Annotated in this window: 22 protein-coding genes and 1 riboswitch; of the genes, 12 read left to right on the forward strand and 10 right to left on the reverse strand. The window is 36.2% G+C overall.

What is annotated here, in order from left to right:
* Positions 1 to 534 precede the first annotated feature (534 nt).
* From FD688_RS05280 to FD688_RS05290, 3 genes are all read left to right on the forward strand, one after another.
* Positions 535 to 1,713 carry an acetyl-CoA C-acetyltransferase gene (locus FD688_RS05280; RefSeq protein ID WP_138742101.1) on the forward strand — a complete coding sequence of 393 codons (1,179 nt, stop codon included), beginning with the start codon at positions 535 to 537 and terminating at the stop codon, positions 1,711 to 1,713.
* A 129-nt stretch (positions 1,714 to 1,842) separates the two neighbouring features.
* The gene (locus tag FD688_RS05285; protein WP_138742102.1) at positions 1,843 to 2,376 is read left to right on the forward strand and encodes a GNAT family N-acetyltransferase; all 534 of its coding nucleotides are present in this window, start codon (positions 1,843 to 1,845) and stop codon (positions 2,374 to 2,376) included.
* Positions 2,377 to 2,390: 14 nt separating this feature from the next.
* Positions 2,391 to 2,582, forward strand: coding sequence for a hypothetical protein (locus tag FD688_RS05290; protein ID WP_053796094.1), 192 nt, complete (start codon positions 2,391 to 2,393; stop codon positions 2,580 to 2,582).
* 43 nt (positions 2,583 to 2,625) lie between these two features.
* Here FD688_RS05290 and FD688_RS05295 read toward each other — a convergent pair whose 3' ends face one another.
* A complete protein-coding gene (locus FD688_RS05295) occupies positions 2,626 to 3,219 on the reverse strand; it encodes a L,D-transpeptidase (protein WP_138742103.1) in 594 nt (197 codons plus the stop codon).
* A 123-nt stretch (positions 3,220 to 3,342) separates the two neighbouring features.
* Between FD688_RS05295 and FD688_RS05300 the strand changes: the two genes are divergently transcribed.
* The 5 genes from FD688_RS05300 to thiM all read left to right on the forward strand — a co-directional run bounded on the left by FD688_RS05300 (position 3,343) and on the right by thiM (position 7,515).
* Positions 3,343 to 4,311 carry an SEC10/PgrA surface exclusion domain-containing protein gene (locus FD688_RS05300; protein ID WP_138742104.1) on the forward strand — a complete coding sequence of 323 codons (969 nt, stop codon included), beginning with the start codon at positions 3,343 to 3,345 and terminating at the stop codon, positions 4,309 to 4,311.
* A gap of 103 nt (positions 4,312 to 4,414) precedes the next feature.
* A riboswitch (TPP riboswitch) is annotated at positions 4,415 to 4,507 on the forward strand.
* 91 nt (positions 4,508 to 4,598) lie between these two features.
* Positions 4,599 to 5,306 (forward strand): thiaminase II, encoded by a 708-nt coding sequence (gene tenA / locus FD688_RS05305; RefSeq protein ID WP_138742105.1) that lies wholly within the window; start codon positions 4,599 to 4,601, stop codon positions 5,304 to 5,306.
* On the forward strand, positions 5,299 to 6,111 hold the full coding sequence (gene thiD, locus FD688_RS05310) for a bifunctional hydroxymethylpyrimidine kinase/phosphomethylpyrimidine kinase (protein ID WP_138742106.1): 813 nt from the start codon (positions 5,299 to 5,301) through the stop codon (positions 6,109 to 6,111). Before tenA ends, thiD begins: the two co-directional genes overlap by 8 nt.
* Positions 6,098 to 6,739: a thiamine phosphate synthase gene (gene thiE, locus FD688_RS05315; RefSeq protein ID WP_138742107.1), complete on the forward strand. Its 642-nt coding sequence runs from the start codon at positions 6,098 to 6,100 to the stop codon at positions 6,737 to 6,739. Before thiD ends, thiE begins: the two co-directional genes overlap by 14 nt.
* Positions 6,739 to 7,515, forward strand: a complete 777-nt coding sequence (gene thiM / locus FD688_RS05320; protein WP_054604448.1) for a hydroxyethylthiazole kinase — start codon at positions 6,739 to 6,741, stop codon at positions 7,513 to 7,515. The genes thiE and thiM overlap by 1 nt, the downstream gene beginning before the upstream one ends.
* Before the next feature lie 52 nt (positions 7,516 to 7,567).
* Here thiM and FD688_RS07365 read toward each other — a convergent pair whose 3' ends face one another.
* From FD688_RS07365 to FD688_RS05355, 7 genes are all read right to left on the reverse strand, one after another.
* A complete protein-coding gene (locus FD688_RS07365) occupies positions 7,568 to 8,407 on the reverse strand; it encodes a hypothetical protein (protein WP_190242917.1) in 840 nt (279 codons plus the stop codon).
* Positions 8,408 to 8,622: 215 nt separating this feature from the next.
* Positions 8,623 to 9,456, reverse strand: coding sequence for a DUF5776 domain-containing protein (locus FD688_RS07370; RefSeq protein ID WP_190242918.1), 834 nt, complete (start codon positions 9,454 to 9,456; stop codon positions 8,623 to 8,625).
* Positions 9,457 to 9,659: 203 nt separating this feature from the next.
* Positions 9,660 to 10,325: a beta-phosphoglucomutase gene (gene pgmB / locus FD688_RS05335; protein ID WP_138742108.1), complete on the reverse strand. Its 666-nt coding sequence runs from the start codon at positions 10,323 to 10,325 to the stop codon at positions 9,660 to 9,662.
* Positions 10,326 to 10,327: 2 nt separating this feature from the next.
* A complete protein-coding gene (locus FD688_RS05340; protein WP_138742109.1) occupies positions 10,328 to 12,529 on the reverse strand; it encodes a glycoside hydrolase family 65 protein in 2,202 nt (733 codons plus the stop codon).
* Between the two features lie 20 nt (positions 12,530 to 12,549).
* Positions 12,550 to 13,881: an SLC45 family MFS transporter gene (locus FD688_RS05345; protein WP_138742110.1), complete on the reverse strand. Its 1,332-nt coding sequence runs from the start codon at positions 13,879 to 13,881 to the stop codon at positions 12,550 to 12,552.
* A gap of 517 nt (positions 13,882 to 14,398) precedes the next feature.
* Entirely contained in the window at positions 14,399 to 15,373 is a 975-nt protein-coding gene (locus tag FD688_RS05350; RefSeq protein WP_054604446.1) for an AEC family transporter, read from the reverse strand.
* Positions 15,374 to 16,029: 656 nt separating this feature from the next.
* Positions 16,030 to 16,803 (reverse strand): (S)-acetoin forming diacetyl reductase, encoded by a 774-nt coding sequence (locus FD688_RS05355; RefSeq protein ID WP_054604445.1) that lies wholly within the window; start codon positions 16,801 to 16,803, stop codon positions 16,030 to 16,032.
* 221 nt (positions 16,804 to 17,024) lie between these two features.
* On the opposite strand from FD688_RS05355, the gene FD688_RS05360 reads away from it, so the two are divergent.
* From FD688_RS05360 to FD688_RS05370, 3 genes are all read left to right on the forward strand, one after another.
* Positions 17,025 to 18,362 (forward strand): dihydrolipoyl dehydrogenase family protein, encoded by a 1,338-nt coding sequence (locus FD688_RS05360; RefSeq protein ID WP_138742111.1) that lies wholly within the window; start codon positions 17,025 to 17,027, stop codon positions 18,360 to 18,362.
* Positions 18,363 to 18,513: 151 nt separating this feature from the next.
* Entirely contained in the window at positions 18,514 to 19,854 is a 1,341-nt protein-coding gene (locus FD688_RS05365; RefSeq protein ID WP_138742112.1) for a dihydrolipoyl dehydrogenase family protein, read from the forward strand.
* Positions 19,855 to 19,946: 92 nt separating this feature from the next.
* Complete coding sequence (locus FD688_RS05370) at positions 19,947 to 20,735, forward strand: DUF975 family protein (protein ID WP_138742113.1); 789 nt, start codon at positions 19,947 to 19,949, stop codon at positions 20,733 to 20,735.
* Between the two features lie 107 nt (positions 20,736 to 20,842).
* On the opposite strand, the gene FD688_RS05375 is transcribed toward FD688_RS05370, so the two are convergent.
* Positions 20,843 to 21,289, reverse strand: a complete 447-nt coding sequence (locus FD688_RS05375; protein WP_053794956.1) for a universal stress protein — start codon at positions 21,287 to 21,289, stop codon at positions 20,843 to 20,845.
* A 32-nt stretch (positions 21,290 to 21,321) separates the two neighbouring features.
* Positions 21,322 to 22,881 (reverse strand): Nramp family divalent metal transporter, encoded by a 1,560-nt coding sequence (locus FD688_RS05380; protein WP_138742114.1) that lies wholly within the window; start codon positions 22,879 to 22,881, stop codon positions 21,322 to 21,324.
* A gap of 238 nt (positions 22,882 to 23,119) precedes the next feature.
* On the opposite strand from FD688_RS05380, the gene ade reads away from it, so the two are divergent.
* Positions 23,120 to 24,793, forward strand: a complete 1,674-nt coding sequence (ade, locus tag FD688_RS05385) for an adenine deaminase (RefSeq protein WP_138742115.1) — start codon at positions 23,120 to 23,122, stop codon at positions 24,791 to 24,793.
* Positions 24,794 to 24,898 lie beyond the last annotated feature (105 nt).

Below are 24,898 nucleotides of genomic sequence, written 5' to 3' on the forward strand. Positions count from 1 at the left end.
TTTAATTCTTACAACCAAGTTGTAAGTTCCTTACACATCATCGATTATCAATCTTGTTCAGTTTTCAAAGATCTACCAAATTTGTTGATTGCTAATTGAAACAATCAGCTCTTTAATTATATCAAAGCGTTAACTAAATGTCAACAACTTTTTATAATTAATTTTATCAACTTTGTTATCAAAAGTCGCTCAATCGCGATGACAACAAAAACTATTATGCCATCTTAGCAAGTAAAAGTCAATAACTTTTTTTGCTTATTTTCAATCGAAATTAACGATCAACTTTTTCAACAGCAGAAACAATAATATCAAATTAAGGCCATCAGGTCAATAACTTTTTATTATTCGTTTCAATTAAATTTTATTGTTATCTGAAAAATGACAACGGATATAATCTTAACAATTATAAACACTGTGGTCAATAACTTTTTTAAATTTTTTTAAACTTTTCAGTTTTATTCTTTATAATAGAAATAAATAGAATAATCGTTATACTATTTCTTATAGATAATATTAAAGGAGTTTTACTATTATATGGAAAAAGTCGTGATTGCTGCTGCCAAGAGAACACCAATTGGTAAGATAAATGGTGCCCTAAAGAACTTCACTTCTGTGGATCTAGGAACCATCGTTACCAAGGCTGTTATTGAACAGGCGAACATTAAACCATCTGATGTAGATCAAGTTGTATTTGGAAATGTCATCCAAGCAGGTGCTGGTCAAAACATCTCAAGACAAATCGAAATAAATTCAAACATCCCTTACTGTAGTACCGCAAACACAGTTAACCAAGTATGTGGTTCTGGACTAAAGGCTGTCCGCAATGCACAAGCTGCCATCGTCATGGGTGACGCTGATGTTGTTATCGCCGGTGGTGTTGAAAGTATGTCTAACGCACCCTTTTTAAACATGGACGTTAGATCCGGTCACAAGTTTGGTAACGTTACTTTAATTGATTCATTAAACAACGATGCCTTAATGGATGCCTTCAACAAACAACCAATGGGAGTTACCGCAGAAAACGTTGCTGAAAAGTTCAACGTTTCAAGAAAAGAACAAGACGAGTTTGCCTACCAATCTCATATGAAGGCTGCTAATGCATTTGATAATGGCTACTTCGATAAAGAACTAGTCCCAATCGAAATCAAAAACAAAAAATCTTCTTATATTATGAAGGAAGATGAAAACATTCGTCGTGATACTTCTATCGAAGTTTTAAATAAACTACGTCCTGCATTTAAAGAAAACGGAACTGTAACAGCCGGCAATGCCGCTAGTCTAAACGACGGTGCCTCTGCATTAGTATTAATGAGTGAATCTGCTGCTAAACGTTTAAACGTTAAACCACTGGCAGTTATCGATGGGTATGCCGAAGCAGGATGCGATCCTGACTACATGGGATACGCTCCCTATGACGCTACTAAATCATTATTTGATAAACTAAACATTACTATGGACGATATCGACCTAGTTGAACTAAACGAAGCATTCGCTGCACAAGTTCTTGCCGTTGCTCATGACTACGACATCGATATGGACAAATTAAACATCTCGGGTGGTGCCATCTCAATGGGACATCCCCTAGGTGATTCCGGCGCTAGAATTGTTGGTTCATTGATTTACAACCTACAACGAACCAATCAAAAAAGTGGTCTAGCTACCATCTGTATCGGTGGTGGCATGGGAATGGCCATGAAGATTACACTACTATAGATAATTCTAATTAGTTTACTAAAAGTATCATTGTAGTATGCTATGAATAGGCTTGATTTACAAACGTTGCAAATTGCAACGTTTTTCTATATACTTTTTACTTATAATTTTCATAAAGGAAGTGTAAAAATGCCCGCAACATACTTAAAGAAATCAACTCAAGAAGACTTACCAGCAATCCTGGACATCATTCATTCAGCAATCAAATACTTACATGAACAAGGTATTGACCAATGGCAACACGGTTATCCAGCCGATGAAGACCTAGAAAAAGACGTTAAAGATGGTATCAACTACGTATTAATTACAGACGGTCAAATTGCAGGTACTGCAACTATCCACCAAGGAATTGATCCTAACTACCTAAAAATTGAAGAAGGTGATTGGATTAACGGTTCTGAAGCTCACTATGCCGCTATCCATAGAGTTGCTATCTCAAATGAATTCCGTGGTCAACATCTATCTGAAAAGTTGGTTAGTAGCTTAATCACCGTTTCACGTGTACTAGGTTTTAAGGATATCAGAATTGATACTCATCCTGAAAACAAAGGTATGCAACACGTTATCACTTCTAACGGTTTTGAAAAACGTGGTATTATCCATATGCGCGAAAATGGTCACCCATGGACCGCTAGATTTGCATACCAACTATTAACTAAATAATAGAAGGTGCTTACATGCTAGCAGACGATTTATCAGTCCAAATCAAATTAATCATTATGTATGCAATTGGTGTACTTGCATTATTAACATTGCTATTTTTCTTATACCGCAAGCATCAATCATTTAAAAATAAATATGTAGCAACTATCTTAGGAATTACCATCATCATGGTGTTAATCCTAATCGATGTAAGCACATTGCATTAAAAAAAGACGTTCATTATGAACGTCTTTTTTGTTTGTTATTTTATTAATGAATAACAACTTTAGTTCCGGTTGGTACTGAGCTGTTAATCCATTTAGCATCTGGGATCGATAAACGAACACATCCATGTGAGTTGGCAACCTTACCTAATTCGTGTGCATCTTTTTTCAAGTACTTTCCAGCAGCATTTACTGGCACAGAATGAAATAGGTAGATTCCGTGATCCTTGAATGAAGTCCAGTAGTTGGCCCCTTCTTTTGAAGATGCATTGTAGAAGTGACTACCACGTTCTTTTTGAATGTGGAATGTACCACGTGGAGTACCATCGTCATTTCCAGTTGAGCATAGCATGGTGTATAGGACCTTACCTGCCTTGTTTTTAACATAGACACGTTGTTTCTTTATTGAAACATCTAGCCAATTCTTCTTTGATAGTTTCATATTTGGGTAAGGCTTCTTTTCAGATGAGTGTTTCCATGCATTTTTTGATGGTCTAACCGAAGCAATTGCTGACACATCATTTGTACTATTATTGTTGTTAGCAGTCGATTTTGAGGTAGATTGACCGCAAGCTGTTAATCCTAATGCAATGATAACAGCAGTCAAAATCATTGCGAATGCACGTTTAAATTTAGTCATTAAATATCTCCCCTTGTCTTTAATTTTATTAAACCACAAAGTTAAAATTAATTCCATCATTAGAGAGATATTTGGTATAGTTAAACTTATATAAATATCAAACTTTTATAAGGGGTAATCGTTATGTCGAAGTCAAAAGCACTTTGCCTATCCATCATTGTTGCTATAGCAGTACTATTTTTAGGAAGCAGCAGTGTCAACCACATATCCGTTAGTGCTCAAAGTACTAAATCATCGACTCAAAGATACAAACTAAAAGGTCGCAAACAATTAAAAAAATATAGGCTAAAAAAGAAGACGGTTCAAAATAATAAAGCAACTAAAGCAAAAAAAGTAACCCGTAAAAGAAATTATTCTATTCACCGAAAGCATCGTAAAATAAAACATTATCAATCTGTTGATGGATTTAACTTTCCTGCAGATAGTCATCCTACCAATAAAGCTTCAGATTCATTAAGTTTGCCATCTAACTATCTATTTTATTTTGACAGTCACAAAAAAAGAATCGTTTTTAAACATCAAACCAACCATAACTTCATTAAGCAAAGCATGAAAACCAATGTTTTTCATCCTAATTCAGCAGACGTTAATAAGACTGTAAATATTAAAAAAATTAACATCAAAATGCAAAGACAGCTATCTAAGTATGCTGCCAAATTAGTTAATGACTTCAGACACAAATTATCCAATCACCACCCATATACCAAGGACTTAAAGGTGACTAACCGTGCACTTTTAGCTTCCAATGATGTTGCAAAAGGGTATAACAAGGATCACTGGAATTTTGCGACCAAAGGTAATCATGACGTTAAAGTCTTGAATAAGGTCTTTACCAAGTTTAAATACAACAGCTATGGTGAAAACATTGCAGCTTCCCTCCTAGCTAACTCATACATCAATGGACCAATCACACTTGCTAACGTTAAGGAAAGCATCTATGGTGCAATTTGTGCCATGATGTTTGATGATGCTGATTCCAATTGGGGACATGCTGATAACTTCTTAGGTATTGGTTTCGATAATTCAGCTAAACAGGAGTTTGGAGTTTCAATCGATAAAATGGGTCAAATTCACTTTGAAATTTATCAATAGAATTAAGAGACGCGACGACAATGTCTCTTTTTTATTTACGAAAATTATCAGGTTTACAAATGTTTCAAAACAGATATACTAATAAATGAATTAAATATAAAAATGCTGTCCACTGGGGTGCCGTTTTTCGGCTGAGATTACACCCATTGAACCTGATCTAGTTAACACTAGCGAAGGAAGTCAGGCGCACTCCAAGTAAAGAATTAGACCTAGTCTATCCAAGTGTACCCTTCCACCTTCGTGTGGGAGGGTATTTTTTTGTGGCAGCACAATGGAGGTATTATTTCATGTTTTCACATCAACTAGTCAAAGAAGCTAATCCCATTTTAGAAGCTATCTTTGATCACCCATTTGTTAAAGGTATCGGTGACGGTCACGTCGATGATGCCGCCCTAAAGTTTTATGTTCAACAAGACTTTCAATACTTATCTGAGTTCATCAAAATTTACGCTAGTATCATCCCTATCCTAAAAAAACGAGATGATATGAAATTTTTCGCTGAAAATATTGATTTTATTCTAAACAGTGAAATCCATCCTCACCACGTTTTCTGCAATATTGCTAACGTTACATACGAAAGTTTGCAACATGCCACTCCAAGTCCTAAGGCATATTTATACCAATCACACATGTACCGTGCTGTTAGAACTGGCAGTCTCGCAAATATCATCTGTGCACTGCTTCCATGCCCTTGGACATATAACGAAATTGCCAAACAACTTACTGCTACTGGTAAGAACACTGATGACAATCCATTCAAAAGTTGGATTGACTTTTACATCGCAGATGATGAAGATGCAGAAGGTGGTTTAACTAGAAAGTTATTCAACATGTTAGATGAATTAGCTAAAGATATGTCTGATGAACAAATCCAAGAGGCCAAGGGTTTCTTCTTAAAGAGTACCGAATTGGAATGGGAATTCTGGGAACAAGCCTTCTACCAACAAGATTGGCGATTTGCTGAAGTGGTTCATGGAGGTGGCAACAATGAATAGTAAAAAAGTCCCTCAAACATTAACAATTGCTGGATCAGATTCTGGTGGTGGCGCTGGTATGCAAGCAGATATCAAAACCATGCAAGAACACCATGTCTTCTCCACTTGTGTTGTCGTAGGTTTAACTGCGCAAAACACATTAGGTGTTCAATCCGTGCTACCTACCCCCGTCGACATGATTAACGCCCAATTTGACTCCGTCTTTAACGACTTTGACATCAAAGCAGCAAAAACCGGCGCATTATTTGACCTACAACGTGTGGAAACAGTGGTCGAAAATATTAATAAACATAATATTCACCCTATCGTAGTCGATCCCGTAATGGTCGCTAAGGGCGGGGCAAGATTGTTAGATGACTCTGGTATCGATGCAATTATCAATAAGTTAATCCCAATCGCAGATATTGTCACCCCCAACCTACCAGAAGCTGAAGTTATCTATGGTAAGAAGATTGAGAAAAACGACGATGTAATTGCAGCAGCTACTTATATCCAACAATTAGGAGCCAAAAATGTCATTATCAAAGGTGGCCACCAAGAAGGCGATACGTTATCCGATTACGTCCTATTGGAAAACGGCGTCAGTTTTACCATTGAAAGCCCTAAATATGACACTGTTAGAAAACACGGAACTGGTGATACGTTATCATCAGCAATTGTATCTAATCTAGCAAAGGGATTATCTATTAAAGAAGCTATCATTGAAGGAAAACACTATATTGATACCATCCTACAATCAGAAATTATTGTGGGCCATGGGCACGGACCATTAAATCATTGGGGGGCTGAAGATGAAATTCGATAAGCAACAATTATCCGTATACTTTATTGCCGGAAGTCAAAACGTTGGCGGTGATGTCGATAGATTAATTCAAATCGTTGAAAAAGCATGTCAAAACGGAATTACGATGTTTCAATACCGTGAAAAAGATCATTCCACTCTTTCTGATAATGAAAAACTAAAGGTAGCCATTAAGTTAAAGGAAATTACCGCCCAGTACAATGTTCCTTACATTATTGACGATGATATCGATTTAATGAAGAAAATTAACGCCGACGGTATTCACGTTGGTCAAGACGACACTAAGATTGAAAGAGTCATTGCTGAATGTCCAAATAAGATTATTGGTCTATCCACTCATTCATTAGAAGAAGTGAGAGCTGCCAACAATGTTGAATCAATCGACTATATCGGAATTGGACCCATCTTTGCCACCCAATCCAAGCTAAAAGTCAAACCAGCTATTGGAATCGACGAATTAAATCGTTTGTACCAAGAATCAATTCATCCTGCAGTTGCTATCGGTGGTATCAAGGAAGATAACGCCAAAGCAGTCTTAACCAATAATGTCGATGGTGTATCTGTAATTTCTGACATCATCGACAGCAATGACTTTAAACAAACAATTAACCATCTAAAGGGGAACGCATAATGACTACTATCCAACAAATTAGAGAAAATTCACCAATCATCCTAAATATTTCTAACATGGTAACACCTCAACACGTCGCCGATGCCATTAATTTCATTGGCGCCTCACCCATTATGTTTGATGACATCAAAGAGGCTGAAGACCTAGTTAACATTTCCAATGCTTTAGTTATTAACATGGGATCATCTAACGATGCAGACATCGCCAAATCGATTGCGGCAGGAAAGTATGCAAACCAAAAAGGAATCCCTGTAGTTATTGATCCAGTCGCCATCGGTGCTTCCAAATTACGTCAGGATAACTTTGCCAAAGTGGCAAAAGAGGTAAAATTCGATGCTGTCCGTGGTAATGCTGGTGAATTAGCATTTTTAGCGAACATTGAATGGAATGCTCAAGGTATCGATGCCGGAAGTGGTGATGGTGATCTTCATGAAATTGCGGCAGCAGTTGCTAAAAAGTTCAACTGCCTTACACTACTATCTGGAGTAATCGATGTAATTTCAGACGGCACAAAAACAATTGAGGTAAAAAATGGTCACCACTACTTTGCCGTCAACGTTGGCTGTGGTGACATGTTAGATGGAATCTTGGGAGCATGTCTAGCTGTCGACAACACTTTAAACTCAGCTGTATTAGCATCAAGCATTCTAAGTATTGCAGGAGAAATTGCCGGCGGTATTACCGACAACCTACCATATTCATTTTTATCAACCGTCTTTAATACTTTGTACCAACTAACGGATGACGAAATTAATGAATTTCAAAAATTAGGCTAATCTTAAAAAAAAGAGCAATCCGAAATGGATTGCTCTTTTTTATATTTTTCAATTATACAATTACTCTAGAAACGTAATTGTTAATTTTAGTAACTGCACTCTTACTTGCAGTAATTACTCTACCACCGTAAACCTTGTAGAAAGTCTTGTGGCCTTTCTTGATGATACCGTAAACATATAGTTTAGTACCCTTCTTTTCAGATTTACGACCTTGTTTTTGTAGCTTAATGTTCTTGTAAGCGTAAATCTTGTGAGCTTTTACGCGGATGCGGAAAAGTCTCTTAGCATGCTTTCTAGCATGTTTCTTAGCTGCTTTCTTGACTGTAGCCTTCTTAACATGTTTCTTAGCTACCTTCTTAGTAGCTTTCTTTGCTGAAGACTTCTTAACATGCTTCTTTGTAACTTTCTTAGTTGCCTTCTTAGCATGTTTCTTTGTAGTCTTCTTAGCTGAAGCTTTCTTTTCTGAAGACTTCTTAGCAGTTGCTTTAGTTTCAGACTTCTTAGTTGAAGTTGTAGTTGACGTAGTGGTTGTAGGTTCGTTAGTACCGTTACCATAATCTTTTACATGGTTTTGCTTAGCTAGTTTTTCCATTTTAACTTCATAAGCCGCTTGTTGCTTGTCATATTTAGCGTCTAGCTTATCTAATGCGGCTTGAACCTTAGCATCAGCACGCTTGTTAGCTTCAGATTCAGGTTGAGAACCGATTTTGTCGGCTTCTCTCTTTTCAGCGTCAGTTAGACCGGGAGCATATGATTTCCCAGTACTTGGTTCAGCTTCAGCCCAACCGTCGTCAGCGTGTGCTGAGACATGTGCTGATGCTAGAGTAGCGCCTGCACCTAATGTAGCTAGTAATACTGCGAATTTAGAAAATAATTTGGTTTTGTTTTTCATAATAATAAAATCTCCTTTAAATAATTTATGTAGTTTTGTTTACAGAAATTATTAGCGAGATTTCATAATCAATCAATCATGTCTTTTCGGGCGGAACGCTAGTTCCGCGGGGATTTGATAAAAAATGGTCTCACTAATAGCTCTGAATGAGTTAGACGCTAGATTTTTGTTCTTATAGTATCACGATTTGGTTAGCTCTTTGTTGAATATCTAAATTATCTAGCAGTTCTTACTACAAAATGTTTGTTTGAAGTAATTACACGACCACCGTAAACCTTGTAGAAAGTCTTGTGGCCTTTCTTAACGATACCGTAAACATATAGTTTGGTACCCTTCTTTTCAGCTTTACGACCTTGTTTGTGGTGGATGTTAGCTGACTTGTAAGCATAAATCTTGTGGGCTTTTACGCGGATGCTAAAAAGTCTCTTAGCATGCTTTTTAGCAACTTTTTTTGTTGCTTTCTTGACTGTAGCCTTCTTAACATGTCTCTTAGCTACCTTCTTAGTATCCTTCTTTGCTGAAGACTTCTTAACATGCTTCTTAGTAACTTTCTTAGCAGCTGCCTTTTTAGCATGTTTCTTTGTAGTCTTCTTGGTTGAAGCCTTTTTAGCTGAAGACTTCTTAGCTACTTTCTTAGTAGTAGTCTTCTTAGATGGAGTAGTTTGAGCTCCAGTTGTTTCAGCTGTTTCAGATGGTGTGTCATAATCTTTTACATGGTTCTTCTTGGCAACAGCATCCATCTTAGCATCATATTCAGCTTGTTGCTTTAGATATAACTTGTTTAGCTTGGCTAAACGTGCGTCATCCTTAGCGTCTGCACGTTTGTTAGCTTCGGATTCTGGTGTATTAATCATTTTTTGAACTCTAGCTTTGTCTTCGGCTGAAATACCTGGTGCATCTACGCTGCCAGTGTAAACTACACCGTCTTCCCAGCCATCGTTAGAGCTAGCAGCGTGAGCTGCAACATGAGCTGATGCTAAAGTAGCACCTGCCCCTAGAGTAGCTAGTAAAACTGCGCATTTAGATAGTAATTTATTATACTTAGTCATTATAAATTCCCCTTTTAAACTATGTAGTTAATTTTTCACCTTCCGCATTGACCTCACTTTGCTGGTAGACAAAACTAATTTGCTAAGTAAAATCAACTGCTATAAAAGGTTATTATAAAACTATAATAACATTGTAATCTGCATTAAAAAATAAAAAAATTTAAATACGAACAAAAAAGGACTGACTTATGTCAGTCCTTTTTTTATAACGCTTTTTCAATATGGTCTAGTGTTAAATACTTAGTATTTGAAAAGACAATATTAGCGTCTTTTAATATCTCAGCATCTCCTATACCGACTGAAATTTCACCTGCGCCGTTAATGGCAGCAATACCCACTTCAGCATCTTCAATACCAATACATTCTTCGGGGGTAAGGCCTAAAATTTCAGCACCTTTAACATAAATCTCTGGATCTGGTTTACCTTTACTTAATTCGGCAGGGTTAACTACCTTTTCAAAGTAATCACTTAATTGCAACTTTTCCAATACGGTTGGCGCATTTTTAGAAGCGGAAGCCAAAGAAATTAAATATCCATTATCTTTCAAGCTGTCTAAAAAGTCTTTGACTCCCGGGAGAATATCATTTGGCGACATTTGATCAACTAGATTTAGGTAGTTATCATTTTTCTCTTGTGCTAATGCCAACTTATCTTCTTCACTATATTTCCCCTGAAGATTTCCACGATCTAAAATCAGGTTCAATGAATCCATTCTATCGACCCCTTTTAAATCTTCAGCTAATTTATCATCCCAGGGAGTGCCAACTTTTTCAGCAATTTGTTTCCATGCCTTACTATGCAACACAGACGTATTGGAAATGACACCATCTAGGTCAAAGATAAATCCTTTAATTTTTTCTAATCCCATGGCTATTCCCCCTTTGATAAAATTTCTAACAATGCTTTTTCTAACTTGTATGACTTATCGTTGACAATGATGTTCATTGGTTGTCCATCTAGTAGTTTAATCGATGTTTTACCTTTAACAATGTGAATGTCTAGTAGTCTGCCGTTAAAAACAATTCTGAATTCAAATCCATCCCATTCAGCTGGTAGATGAGGGATAAGCTTTAATTCGCCTGCTGAAGTCACTTGCATCCCCGCAAATCCTTGAACAACACTTAACCAGCTTCCACCTAAGTTAGCCAAGTGCAAACCATCTTCGGTGTTGCCTTGTAAGTCGGTTAAATCCATGCGAACAGTGTCTGAGAAATAGCTATAAGCTTTTTCCATGTTACCCATTCTAGCGGCTAATGCACTGAAGATAGAACGTGATAGCGATGAATCATGAGTAGTAATTTTTTCGTAGTAATCAAATTCCCTCTTTAGTTGATCATCATCAATCGTTTCAGGGAACAACAAGTCTGCTAAAACTGTATCAGCCTGCTTGTTTACTTGGTATCTGTAAATGTTCAATGGGTGGTAGTGCAATAGTAATGGATATTTATCCTTTGGTGTCTCATCAAAAGGCCAAATCGCCTTGCTAAAGAAAGTCTCATCTTGTGCATTAATTTGATATTCAAAGTTGTATGGGAAGTAGATTCTTTCGGCAATATCCTTAAATAATTCTAGTTCCTCAACTGAAGCACCTAAACTGTTGAATCCCTCTGGATCTTCTTCCATTAAGATTAATCCCAGTTTGTATGCCAATATAAAGTTGTTTTGTGCCATTCTGTTAGTGAAGTAATTGTTGTCCACCATTGCAGTATATTCATCTGGACCAGTCACTGTATGAAATTCAAAGACGGATTCGCCATCTCTTTGTGCCCATGTCCCAAATTCTCTGAAGAAACGAGCAGTTTCTAATAGCATTTCGAAACCGTATTTTTTTAAGAACTCTGTGTCATGAGTTGCTTGATAATAGTTACCAATCGCATATGCGATATCACCATCTAAATGGTAAGCCGCTGTACTTGCTGGATAGTATGCAGAAGTTTCTTCACCATTAATCGAACGCCATGCAAAGAGTGCTCCTTGGTTAACACCTAATTCACGAGCACGAATTCGAGCGAAATCTAGCGTGTTGTAACGGTATATCAATAATTTCTTGGCGATTTCTGGGTTAGTGTAAATGAAGTAAGGAATCATGTACATTTCTGTATCCCAGAATGTATGACCTTCATAACCAGGTCCTGTTAACCCTTTGGCTGCGATGTTTGTCTTACCATCACGACCAGTAGCTTGGTTTAGTTGGAAAATGTTGTAATGAAGAGCTAAATTCAATTCGTCATTTCCAGAAATTGTGACTTCACTGTTTTCCCAAGTATCGTGCCAAAAACTAGCACTGTTTTGTTTAATAGTCTTAAAATCCTCTTTACCAAATTCAAATGATTCGTTTTTTTCACCAACAACAAATCCATAGGATACCTTAGGTTCATCAATTAAATATAATTTAGTTTCCAATGGACTATTGTTATCGAAACCATAGACAGTAATTTCAATGCGTTGATCTGATTCAGAAGTACTAATTGCTATAGTCTGAGATAAATCATCTCTCGATACAACTTCTCGTTTGATTGATTTTAGTTCTCTAGTCTTTCTAGGATCATCAATATCATCTTGAGTAACATTATTAACTTCTTCTAGTACAAAGTTTTTATCAACGTAGATATCTCCCTTGTACGAACCGGCTTCAAATGAATATTCAATTCCATAAAAATGCACTTCTTTTTGATCAATGGCTGAAGTGACCATCATTTTAATTGTTTGGTGTGCATCATTGCTTAATTCATATTCTTCAACCAACTTACCGTCAGATAAATCTAATTGCATATCTACTAATGTCGAATGAGTGAATTCATCATGACTGTCATCAAAGACGCGAATCTTTCTTAGGTTAGGTAGCGAAACAATGGTTTCATTTCTCTTTGGGTAATAGGCAGCTGCTTCTCCATAAGTGATTGGACTGTATTCGAAGAAACCGTTAACTAATGTTCCTTCAATTGCATTTGATTTAATTGGATTAGTTGCCCGAACCCCAAAGTGACCATTACCGAATGAAAAAACAGATTCTAAATTTCCGGGATTACTTGAACTCACGTCTTTTAGTTTTAATCTAATATCCTTAGTCATATTTAATTCAACTCCTTTAATTATTCTTTAACTGGTTTTACAAAGAAGACTGTTCCGGCAGCAATTAGTGCGCAAATTCCTGCTAGGAATAACATTGCACTCATTGATCCGTGTAGCATTGGGAAGATAGCAAAACTAGAAATCGAAGCTACAATTTGTGGAATACAAATTTGCCAGTTGAATAGTCCTAAGTAAGCACCTTCATTTTTACCTTTAACAGCACCTGTAATCATTGCAAATGCTTCCGTTCCAATTGTGATGTACATAATTCCAAATAGTGTAAATGGAATAATGGATAACATCTTTGAAGTTACAAAGTACATCATAATTAATCCTAACCCACCTAATACCAATGAAAATGATAGTATTTTTCTTCTTTGACTTGGTTTTAGACGAGCCAATACGAATGTTCCCCATAGAACTCCAGCTAGTGATTGAACGAATGTTAATACCCCATTCCAGTTACCAGCTGCTTGAAATCCTGCACTAGCAGGGTTAGTTGTATGCCAAATGTTTTCTGCTAAAGCACCAGTGCTGTAAGTCCATACAAATTGAACTGAGATGAATGAGAACATCATAACTGCTAATAATTCCCAGAAAATCTTGGGAGCAGTCTTTACTAATTCCCATAGACTTGGTGCTTTTTCTTTACTGTCTTCTTCTTCGATGTCATGGTATTTTGCGTATTCTACCGGGTCGTATTCTTTAACGTTTACAACAGTGTAGATAGTCGTTGCAGCGATTACGACTGCTCCGATGTAAAAGGCAATCTTAACAGTTGTTGGAACTTCACCTTTAGGAGCAACGTTTGAAAAACCAATTGCAGTAATCACGAATGGTAAGATTGCTGCTAGCATCCCACCTGCATTCGAGTAAATGTTTTGGAATGACCATGCTTTGTCTTCTTGGTCTGAATTAACCATGTCACCAATAATCATTCTGAATGGTTGTTGACACATGTTTGAAGAAACGTCTAGAAGCATGATAGTAACCGCACCAAATAGCAAAGCGGCTAATGATCCATAACCTAAACCTAGGGATCCAACGTTTGGTAAAACAATTAAAACAATTGCGGAAATAATTGAACCAATAATCAAATATGGCAATCTTCTACCAAAACGATTCCACGTCTTGTCTGATCTCTTTCCAACAATTGGTTGAACAATCATTCCTGCTAATGGTGGTAGGATGAAAAACCATCCCAACTTATTAGGGTCTGCACCAATAGTTTGGAAAATTCTACTCATTTGAGAAGTTTGTAAAAAGAACGCCATGTTTAAACCAAAATAACCGAAGGTAATATTAAATAATTGGAACCTAGATAGTTTTGGTAATTTTAGTTTGGATGTCATAATAGCTCACTCTCCTTTATCAAATATAATCATTTAGTGGCTATGATTACTATAGCGGCAATAATGTAAGCGCTTTACTAATCGATAACTAAATTATATTCCTTAAGTTTTTAATTAGCTACCACTTTTTAGTTAAGTCTTTATAAAGATATAATTCATTTTTTATACATTTAAGTTTCTGATTAATTGGTCCATTAATTATTCTTATGCTTATATTTTGCGCACAAAAAAAGCCGAACCTTTTTAACGGATCGGCACTATAAGATTTTTTCCTATTAATAAAAAAGGAGCTGACAAACGTCAGCTCCTCTTATTTTTAATAACATACAAAATATACTATGGCTATAATAATAACGGCGATTATCATTAATGTGTAACAAATCTTTTCAAACATATGAATTTCCTTCTTTGCTTCCGCATTTAATTTATCTAAAGTTTAGGCTAACTGCCCGCACTTGTCAATTTTGTTATATGTAATAAAAAAACGTTGGAATAATTCCAACGTTTCTTATATTTATTAGATGTATTGAACGATTGTCATCAAGATAGGAATAACAACGATGAACAATACAGTTGAAGTAGTTACAATGTTTGTAGCGTACTTAACATCCCCGTGTGATTCAGCAGCTAGGATTGGTAATACAGCTAGCATTGGAGTAGCTGATTGAACAATCATAGTTTGGCTAAACATTGTTGGTAGTGATACACCACCATGAGCAGCAGCAGTTAGGATAGCAATCATAACAACTGGAGCCAATACGAAACGACCTAATAATGCAACAACAGTATCACGGTCGAATGAGATACTCTTTAGACCAGCATCAGCTAATACAATACCAATGTAGATTAGTGATAGTGGAGTAACTAAACTACCAACGTATGATAGTGTTTGTGATAAGAAAGGTACCTTTAGTACTGGAATGTTTAGTAGTAAGAATACTAATGCAACCAAGAAACCAACAAGTGGCATTGGAATAACTTGTTTCCAGTTAATCTTGTGGTGTTCTTTTGGTTGACCTGACTTAGTAGGATCATCATTACTGATTAAGAAGACACCAAATGCCCAAGTAGAAACAGTGTTAATGATGTAGTATACCAAGAAGTAAGTCATTGACTTATCACCGAATAAGGCGATGTTCAATGGTAAACCAATGAAGATAGTGTTGGCATTAACAATAGCGTTAATAAATACACCACGACGACCTGGTCTAACCTTCATGATTTTAACTAGTGCAAATGCAATTAGGTAACCGATAACAACTGAGATAACACCCCAGATTAGGTAGCTACCGAAACTTACAAGCTTACCTCTAGTTAGACGACTTAACACCGCTACGAAAATTGAAGCTGGTAGGGCGATGTTTTTGATTAATTTAGAAATGTTCTTGCTGAATGTATCTGCAAACCAACCGGTTTTTCTTAATACATATCCTAATAACATAATTAGAACAACAACAAGGACACTTTGGATTGAGTTAATAAATACTCCCATTATGAATCCTCCTATTTGATATTAAAAATAATTATTGCTTAATTTAAAACACGATAAGTACTATAAAACACATTTAAAGATATAGTCAAAGGATAAGTTCATTATAAATATTTTTTATATCAACTAGCAAAAGACCGTCATATTAGTCTTTGTCGTCTTTTTTACGCTTGTTTTTTAAAGAAATTACTAACACAGTGGATAATGTAGAAATAATAAATAATACAATTACCATGATAATCATTCCGATCACTAGCATCCAATCCCTCCTAGTTTTTCATCTTTTGATAAAATTATAGCTAATTTTCAATTTTTTCTCAAAAAAATGTTGCATAAAATAAATAGATATGGTTTAATATTATATGTCGCTTGAGGTTACATCTCACAGACAAACTTAATATTTTGAGCTGTTAGCTTAAGGTAAAAGCACTCAGTCCTTTGCTGAGAAGATGGTGTTCAAAGCATCACAGCTCACTAACTAAAGTACTTTGAAGATTTTATCTTTGGGGTACTTTTTTGTTAAAGAATAAAAGTTTGTTTTTGTATATCTCACAAAAAAAGAGCCGCTTCTTAATTGAAGCGGCTCTTTTTTTAGAACTTTTATACATAATAAAAGCCATAGCATAAGCTACGGCTTTTTTCATATCCAAGATATGATTTTAGTGGAATTGCATACCACCATCTAGAATTAATGTTTGACCAGTCATGTAGTCTGAATCTTTACCTGCTAGGAATGAAACACCTGCAGCAATGTCTTCTGATTCAGCTAAACGACCTAATGCGATATCCTTAGAGAATTGTTGCATACCCCATTCGTCATCCTTACCAGCGTTTTGACCAACTTCATGGGCAATGTCCATCATCATTGGAGTCTTAACAATACCAGGAGCAAATGCATTTACAGTGATACCTTCACCAGCTAAATCACGAGCAGTGGTTTGAGTGATACCACGAATAGCGAACTTAGTGCTACCGTATAGAGTTAAGTTAGGGTTACCAACAACACCAGCTTGAGAAGTAGCGTTGATGATCTTACCACCATGACCTAGTTCGTTGAACTTAGCCTTGGCTGCTTGAGTTCCCCAGATAACTGATGCAACGTTAATGTTGTATACATTGTTGAATTGTTCTGGAGTAATAGTTTCAACTGGAGTAGTAGGACCTACACCGGCGTTGTTAACAACAACGTTTAGGTCACCCAATTGTTTTACAGTTTCTTCAACTGCAGCAAATACTTGGTCTCTGTCAGCAACGTCTGCTTGAACAGCAATTGCCTTACCACCATTTGCGTTAATTTCTTTTGCTACCGCTTCACCTTTTTCAGCAGTACGGTTAACAACTGCAACTGCAAAACCGTCTTGAGCTAATCTTTCAGCGATTGCTTTACCGATACCTTGACCGGCACCTGTAACAAATGCAACTTTTTGAGTCATAGTAACATCCTCTTTTCATCTTTTGTTTATTTATTCACAAAGCAATTATATACTACTTTTATTATTTTTACAGTACTTTTATTATTATTTTTTTATAAAATACATAAATTTTGTTATGTCTTACACTATATAATTTGAGGCAAATTAATTGAATTACACAATACATGAGTTTATCTTATAAATTAGTAATTCATAATAATTGAAAAAAGGACTTGATAATTATGGCTGAAAATTTTGACTATGATGTATTATACATCGGTGCTGGACATGGTACTTTTGACGGTGCCATGCCATTAGCTGCAAAAGGTTACAAAGTTGCTGTCGTTGAAGGCGATAAAATTGGTGGTACATGTCCCAACTGGGGTTGTAACGCTAAAATCGCTTTAGATTTACCAGCACAAGTTTTAGAAACTCAAAAACGTCTACAAAACATCATTAAGGGTGAATTAAGCATTGACTGGACCCAAAATATGTTAAACAAACATAAAGTAATCGATGGTATTTCTGGTGCCATCAAGGGTGGTCTAGAAGCTTTTGGTATTGATGTTATTAATGGCTATGGTAAGTTATCTGACCCTCATACTGTTGATGTTGATGGTAAGTCTTACACTGCTGATAAGATTGTCATCGCTACTGGTTTACGTCCACACAGATTAGATGTTCCTGGTAAGGAAATGGCACATGACTCTAAGGACTTCTTAAACATTGACGAACTTCCTGTTCACATCGCTATTATCGGTGCCGGATACATTGCAATGGAATTTGCATCTATTGCTAATGCCGCTGGTTCAGAAGTTACTGTTATCATGCATGGTGATCGTGCACTTCGTGGTTTCAATGGAGAATACGTTGATTCTGTAGTTAACGACTTAAAGGAAAAAGGTGTTACCTTTGTTGAAAATGCAGAAGTTAAAGAATTCCATGAAGAAAAATGCAAGACTACCATTGAACTATCAAATGACCGTCAAGTCTTCACTGACTACATCTTAGATGCAACTGGTCGTATTCCAAATGTCGAAAACATTGGTTTAGACGAAGTTGGTGTTAAGTACGATAAGAAGAGCGGTATTGAAGTAAACGATCATCTACAAACATCAGTTGATAGCATTTACGCTTCCGGTGACGTTGCTGCAACTGGTCAACCAAAATTAACTCCAACAGCTATCTTTGAATCACAATATCTAACAAGCTTATTCTCAGGTGCAACCAAGGATGCAATTGAATTCCCTGCTATTCCTTCAGTTGTATTTACTTCACCTCGTATTGCTCAAGTAGGTGTTTCAGTTGAAGAAGCTAAGAACAGTGATGACTACACTGTCGAAGAACACGATATGACTGCTGATTGGTATCGTTCAATTACCAATGAAAAAATCGCTAAACGTGCATACATCTTTGATAAAGAACACCATTTAGTTGGTGCTACAGAAGTCTCTGATGAAGCAGATAGCGTAATTGATTCAATCCTACCTGCCGTTGCTCTAAAATTAGACAAAGCCCAAATTAATAAGATTGTCCACTTGTTCCCTACTATTGGTAGTGACGCTTGGCAACATCTATAAAATATTAAGCAAAAACCACCCAAATGGGTGGTTTTTTTATTGTTGAAAAATAATTTAAAACGAGTCAATATATTTGTTTGAAACACTACAATATTGTACATTAATTAATATAGATAAAAATAATTAACGTAATAAATACGGAGGCTATAACATGAAAAATCCTAACTTTGATTACGATGTTGTTTACATCGGATCAGGACACGCTGCATTCGACGGTGCTAAAACTTTGTGCAAACAAGGTTTCAAGATTGCGTTCGTAGAAGCAATCGCCGTGGGTGGTACTTGCCCTAACTGGGGTTGTAACGCCAAGATCTCACTTGATGGACCAGTTACTCTAGCTAAGACCCAAAGACGTATGAAAGACATCGTTGAAGGTGACACTAAGCTAAACTGGAAAGAAAACATCAAGCACAAACGAGAAGGTATCCTACCAATCAAGGTAGATCGTGAAGCAACTATGAAAAGCTTAGGTATGGATGTTATCCATGGCTTCGCTAAATTTACTGACGCTCACACACTAGAAATTAATGGTGAACACGTAACTTCTGATAAAATCGTTATCGCAACAGGTTTAACACCTCATAAAGTTGAAATTGAAGGAACTGAATTATCACATGATTCAAGAGACTTCATGGAACTAGAAGACATGCCAAAGCGTATGGCAATTGTTGGTACTGGTTACATTGCCATGGAATTTGCTACTATGGCTAACGAAGCAGGTGCTGATGTTACTATGTTCATGCACAGCGACAAGGCATTACGTCCTTTCTACCAACCATACGTAAAAATCCTAATGGACGAAATGAAAGCATCAGGCATCAAATTTGTTGAAAACGCTGGTTTGCGTTCATTCAGCCAAGATGGTGACGAATACACTGTTACTTACGCTGACAACCAACAACTAACTGTTGACTACATTCTAGACGCTTCTGGTCGTGTTCCAATGGTCCACAACATGGGACTAGACGAAGTGGGTGTTAAATACGATGATAAGAAAGGTGTCCTAGTTAACGAATACCTACAAACATCAGTTGAAAACATCTACGCTTCAGGTGACGTTGCTGCTACAGGTCAACCAAATCTAACTCCAACGGCAACATTCGAATCACAATATCTAAAGCATTTATTTGCCGGTGAAACAGATCAACCAATCGATTTTCCAGCAATTCCATCAGTGGTATTCACTTCACCTCGTATCAGTCAAATGGGTGTTAGTGTTGATGAAGCAAACGCTAGTGATGAATACACTGTTGAAGAACATGATGCAACTAACACATGGTTTAGACAAATCACTAAGGAACCTGTTGTTAAGAATGCCTACATTTTTGACAAAGAACATCGCTTAGTTGGTTTTACTGAAATCTCAGATCAAGCTGATAACGCAGTTGACATGATTGTTCCTGCCATTAACATGAAGATGACCCCACTTGAAATTGAAAGAAATGTTCACCTATTCCCTTCAATTGGTCACGATACTTGGAAGAACATTTAAATCATTATTAACGAAAAATTAAAACCCGGTCAGATATATTCGATTGGGTTTTTTTGTTATAATTAAAGCACTATACAAACAGGAGGATTATTATGTACAATCGTCAAGAACAAAAGCAAGAGGCAAAATCACTGCTCCGTGAAAACCAACGTTTTTTCTTCATCTTATTTCTACCATTTTTATTAATAGAAATTGCTTCTTCAATTGTAAATAATCAAAGTAGATTAAATGATATTTTAAGTACTGATGGATCAATAAAATTAAGTAATACTGATATCCTTACTACTTCCACATCTATCATTGTATTTAGCATTTTAGCTGGAATCTTTTTAATGGGTGCATTCTACACCGTTTTTAACGTATTAAGAGGTAAAACAGACTTCCAAAACCCACTTAGAAAATCCTTAACTTTCATTGATAACCAACGTTTATTCTGGGGAACTGTCTGGGTATTTATTCTAAGAATTATTATTCTTGGTTTATGGTTAATCGTTCCATCAATCGTTTTCAGTCTACTATTTTTGGTCCCAGTGGTTGGTGCATTGATTGGATCAATCGGAATTATTGCTACTTCTGTATTCTTAATTATTAAAACTTTAGCTTATTCACAAGCTCTTTGGATTTACCGTGATGCCTTTTTAGACAACAAACCGGTAAGTGCATATGAAGCAATCACTTTAAGTAATAAAATGATGTATGGATACAAGTCTGACATGTTTGTCCTTCAATTATCCTTTATTGGATGGAACATTCTAGTTGCCATCACTTATGGAATCGTTGGACTATACGTCTACCCATACTATTACATTACTCTAGCTAAGTTCTATGAATTCGTAAAAGAACAATATAAACAAGATAACACTGTTTTAGATGTTGCATAAATAAAAAAATCCATAGGATAACCTATGGATTTTTATTTTATGCAAAAAAAAGGACCCAAGATATTATCTTGAGTCCTTTTTCGGAGTGAGTAATTAATCAATAGTTTTTATCTAATCACCATAACTGATACTGGTGAATATTTTGCCATATAGGCAGCTTGACTACCAAAATGACGAGCTAATCCTTTTCTTGATTCTGATCCTACAATCAATAAATCTGGATTAACCTTAGGAAGAACATCTTTAATGATGGTTTCCCCAGCTTCACCGGTTGATGCGATAACATCAACATCAGCTACACCGGCCGATTCAGCAGTTTGTTTGTATTTTTCTAAATGTTTTTCTAAATCTTCATACTTACCATGAACAAATTGTCCTGATAATGATTGGAAAACATTGATTTCTTCGTCTTCTAGTACTGAAACGATGGTTAGCTTTGCACCTTCTGATTTAGCACGTGAAATAGCGTACTTGAAAGCTAATAAAGCATCATCTGAATCATCGACAGCAACTAAAATATTCTTGAAATTAATTTCGACGTCCATGTTTTGCATAATTTTCGCCTTCTATTCTTGAATTTTTTATTTTAGTCTTCTCTGTTTCTTAAACGTCTGTTACCTAAGTATAGTTCAACTAATGTCCAGATTAGTAGAAGAATGATAACAACGTTAATGATGTTAGCAATTACACCAGCTTCTGCATTTTGAGCAGCAGTTGGATTGTCACTGAAGAAACCAGCGACAGCAGGTTGCATGTTAATTGCGTTTAAGTAAATAAGAACAATAACTGAAATCCAACCTAAAATCTTAACCCATAGAGTATTCTTGAAACGACTACCCATTTCTTGAGCACTATTGGTCATCATTAACAATGGAAGCATTGAGAATGGTAATGCGAATGCTAAGAAAATTTGTGAGTTTTCAATCAAATCATTGATTGCAGCATGTTGTTTTAGTGTTGATTCACCTGCGGTTAATAGCACACAGATAAGCACTGGAACAACAGAGATTAAACGAGTAATTAAACGACGAGCCCATAGAGGAACCTTTAAGTTAACGAAACCTTCCATGATAACTTGTCCTGATAAAGTACCAGTAATGGTTGAGTTTTGACCTGAAGCAAGTAATGCAACAGCAAATAATGTTGATAAAATACCTGACTTAGCAACACCAATTAGAATTGGGTTTGATAGCATCTTAGTATTGTTTAAAGCATCAAATAGACCGAAGAATGATGTATCTTGAACAGCACCAGTCTTAAATACGGCCACACCCATGATTAATAGTAAAGCGTTAACGAAGAATGCGAATGTTAATTGGATATTTGAATCCCAAGTAGCAAAACGAACAGTTCTTGCAACATCTTCTTCATCGTTATGGTCAATAGATCTAGTTTGAGCAATGGCTGAATGTAGGTATAAGTTATGTGGCATAACAGTTGCCCCAATAATACCTAAAGCACCTGATAGTGGAGTCATACCTGCAACAGGATGGTCACTAGCAAAAGTACGTTGAGTTGGTACTAATCCTTTAATTGCACCAAACCAATCTGGATTAGATAGTACAACTTCATAGATGAATACTACTAAGATAACAAGAATTAAACAAACAACAATTGCTTCAATCTTTCTGAATCCCACTTTAGTCAATAATAGCAATAATAAAACATCAAATACGGTAAGGAATACCGCTAAGATTAAAGGAATGTGGAATAAAAGATAAAGAGCAATAGCTCCACCGATAACTTCGGCGATATCAGTAGCCATGATTGCTAATTCAGTCATAATCCATAAAACAACACCCAATGTCTTTGAGGTTCTTGAACGAATGGCTTGTGCTAAATCCATCTGACTCACGATTCCAAGTTTAGCTGCCATGTATTGAAGTAACATCGCAATCAAACTTGAAATTAAGATAACAGACATCAATAGGTAACCAAAGTTTTGACCCCCTGTAATTGAAGTAGCCCAGTTACCTGGATCCATGTAACCAACCGCTACTAATGCACCAGGTCCTGAGTAGGCAAATAAAGTCTTCCAGAATCCCCAGTCCTTCGGAACTTTAATTCCACCGTTAATTTCTTCTAGTGAAGGACCGTTGGCATATTCAACGAAGCCCTTTTTTTCATGTGAAACGTTTTCACTCAAAGTTCTTCACCCTTTCTATTTTTAAGAACAATATAATTGTACACTACATTTACCCCTTTTTAAACATTTTTTTAGGTACTACTGAAAAATTACTCTATCATCTATAGAAAATATATCTACCAACGGCTTAATGTTTCAGTGTTTTTCCGAACATTAAAATAGATTTGACTTTCATTCATTAATGTTTCATAATACTTGATAATTTTAATCAAAATTAAATAAATGTTGGGGTGGAAAAATGCAAACAATTGATTTACTTGTTCAAAATGGAAAAGTTTTAAATGTATTCACAAACAGCTTCGAAATTAATGATATTTTCATTAATAATGGCAAGATTATTGCTTTAGGAAATCATCCAGACCTTAAGGCTAAAGAAATCATAGATGCTAATAACCAATTTGTGGTTCCTGGTTTTATCGATTCTCATGTTCACATCGAAAGCTCACTGGTTACTCCATCAGAATTAGGTAAAGTTTTAGTTCCTATGGGAGTTACATCTATTGTCGTAGATCCACATGAAATTGCGAATGTTTCCGGTGCAGATGGAATAAAATACATGATTGAAGATGCTAAACAAACACCACTAGAAGTCCTAGTAATGTTACCTTCATCAGTTCCCGCAACCAGCTTCGAACATAATGGTGCTACTTTAACAGCCAAAGACTTGCATCCCCTATATAATGAAGAATCCGTTATCGGTTTAGCCGAAGTAATGGACTATCCAGCTGTACATAATAAAGATAAGGACATGATTGCAAAACTAAAGGATGCCTTAGACCACGGATATCAAATTGATGGTCATGGTGCCGGATTATCCTTAGACCAACTAAAAGAATACCGCGAAAATGGTATTACCACCGATCATGAATCAGTTAGTCTAGATCAAATGAAAGACCGACTTACTGCAGGAATGAATGTCTTCTTAAGAGAAGGAACCGTCGAAAGAGATTTGCAAAACACAATCCAAGCAGTAAATGAAGAAAATGCTGACCGTTTTTCCTTCTGTACTGATGACAAATTCATCACTACCATCATTAAAGAAGGTAGCATCAACTTCAATATCAAGTTAGCAATTCAATACGGCCTAAAACCTGAAACAGCATACAAAATGGCCAGCTACAACGCTGCAATTGCTCACAAACTAGATAAGTTAGGGGCCATCAAAGAAAACTATCAAGCTGATTTAGTCATCGTTGACCACCTAGACCAGGTTGACGTTAAGACTGTCATCAAAAACGGGGAAGTCATGACCGAAGACAGTTTTAATACCACTCCTATGGATTTCGACGAAAACTGTGTCCACCAAAATCTATCGGTTGATGATTTAAAACTACCTTTAAACTCAAACAAATGCCACGTAATGGGAGTTATTGCTAATCACATTGAAACTACCCATTCAATTCAAGACGTTCCTGTCGAAGATGGCTATTTCAAAACTGATTTAAAAAACGACGTCCTATTAATGGTTGATGCCGAACGTCATCATCAATTAGGTACATACGGATTAGCATTAGTTCATGGTTTTAACATTAAAAACGGTGCAATCGCCACAACAGTAGCTCACGATTCACATAACATAGTAGCTGTTGGAACCACAAAGGAGGCTATTTATAGAGCCATTCAAGAAGTAACTGCATCAAAAGGAGGTATCGCCGTCGTTGATGAAGAAAAGACTTTAGCAACCATGCCACTACCAGTCGCTGGACTAATGTCTGATAAGTCCTGGCAATCAGCTAGTCACGAACTAGAAGAAATCGAATCTGCATTTAAAGAAATCAGTGATGGCGTTGACTTCGATCCTTTTATCACTTTATCTTTCCTAACACTTCCTGTCATTCCAACATTAAAATTAACTGATCAGGGCCTATACGACTTCGACCAACAAAAAATCATCAATGTAGAAGCTGAATAATTATACTCAAAGTCAAAAAAATAAGTAAATTTTTTTCTTTTTTACATAAGTTTATGTAAAAGAAATACCAATCACATGAACATGACATATAGTCAAAAAATATAA

Origin of the sequence: Apilactobacillus kunkeei (assembly GCF_005930975.1) — a bacterium.
GTDB lineage: Bacteria > Bacillota > Bacilli > Lactobacillales > Lactobacillaceae > Apilactobacillus > Apilactobacillus kunkeei_E.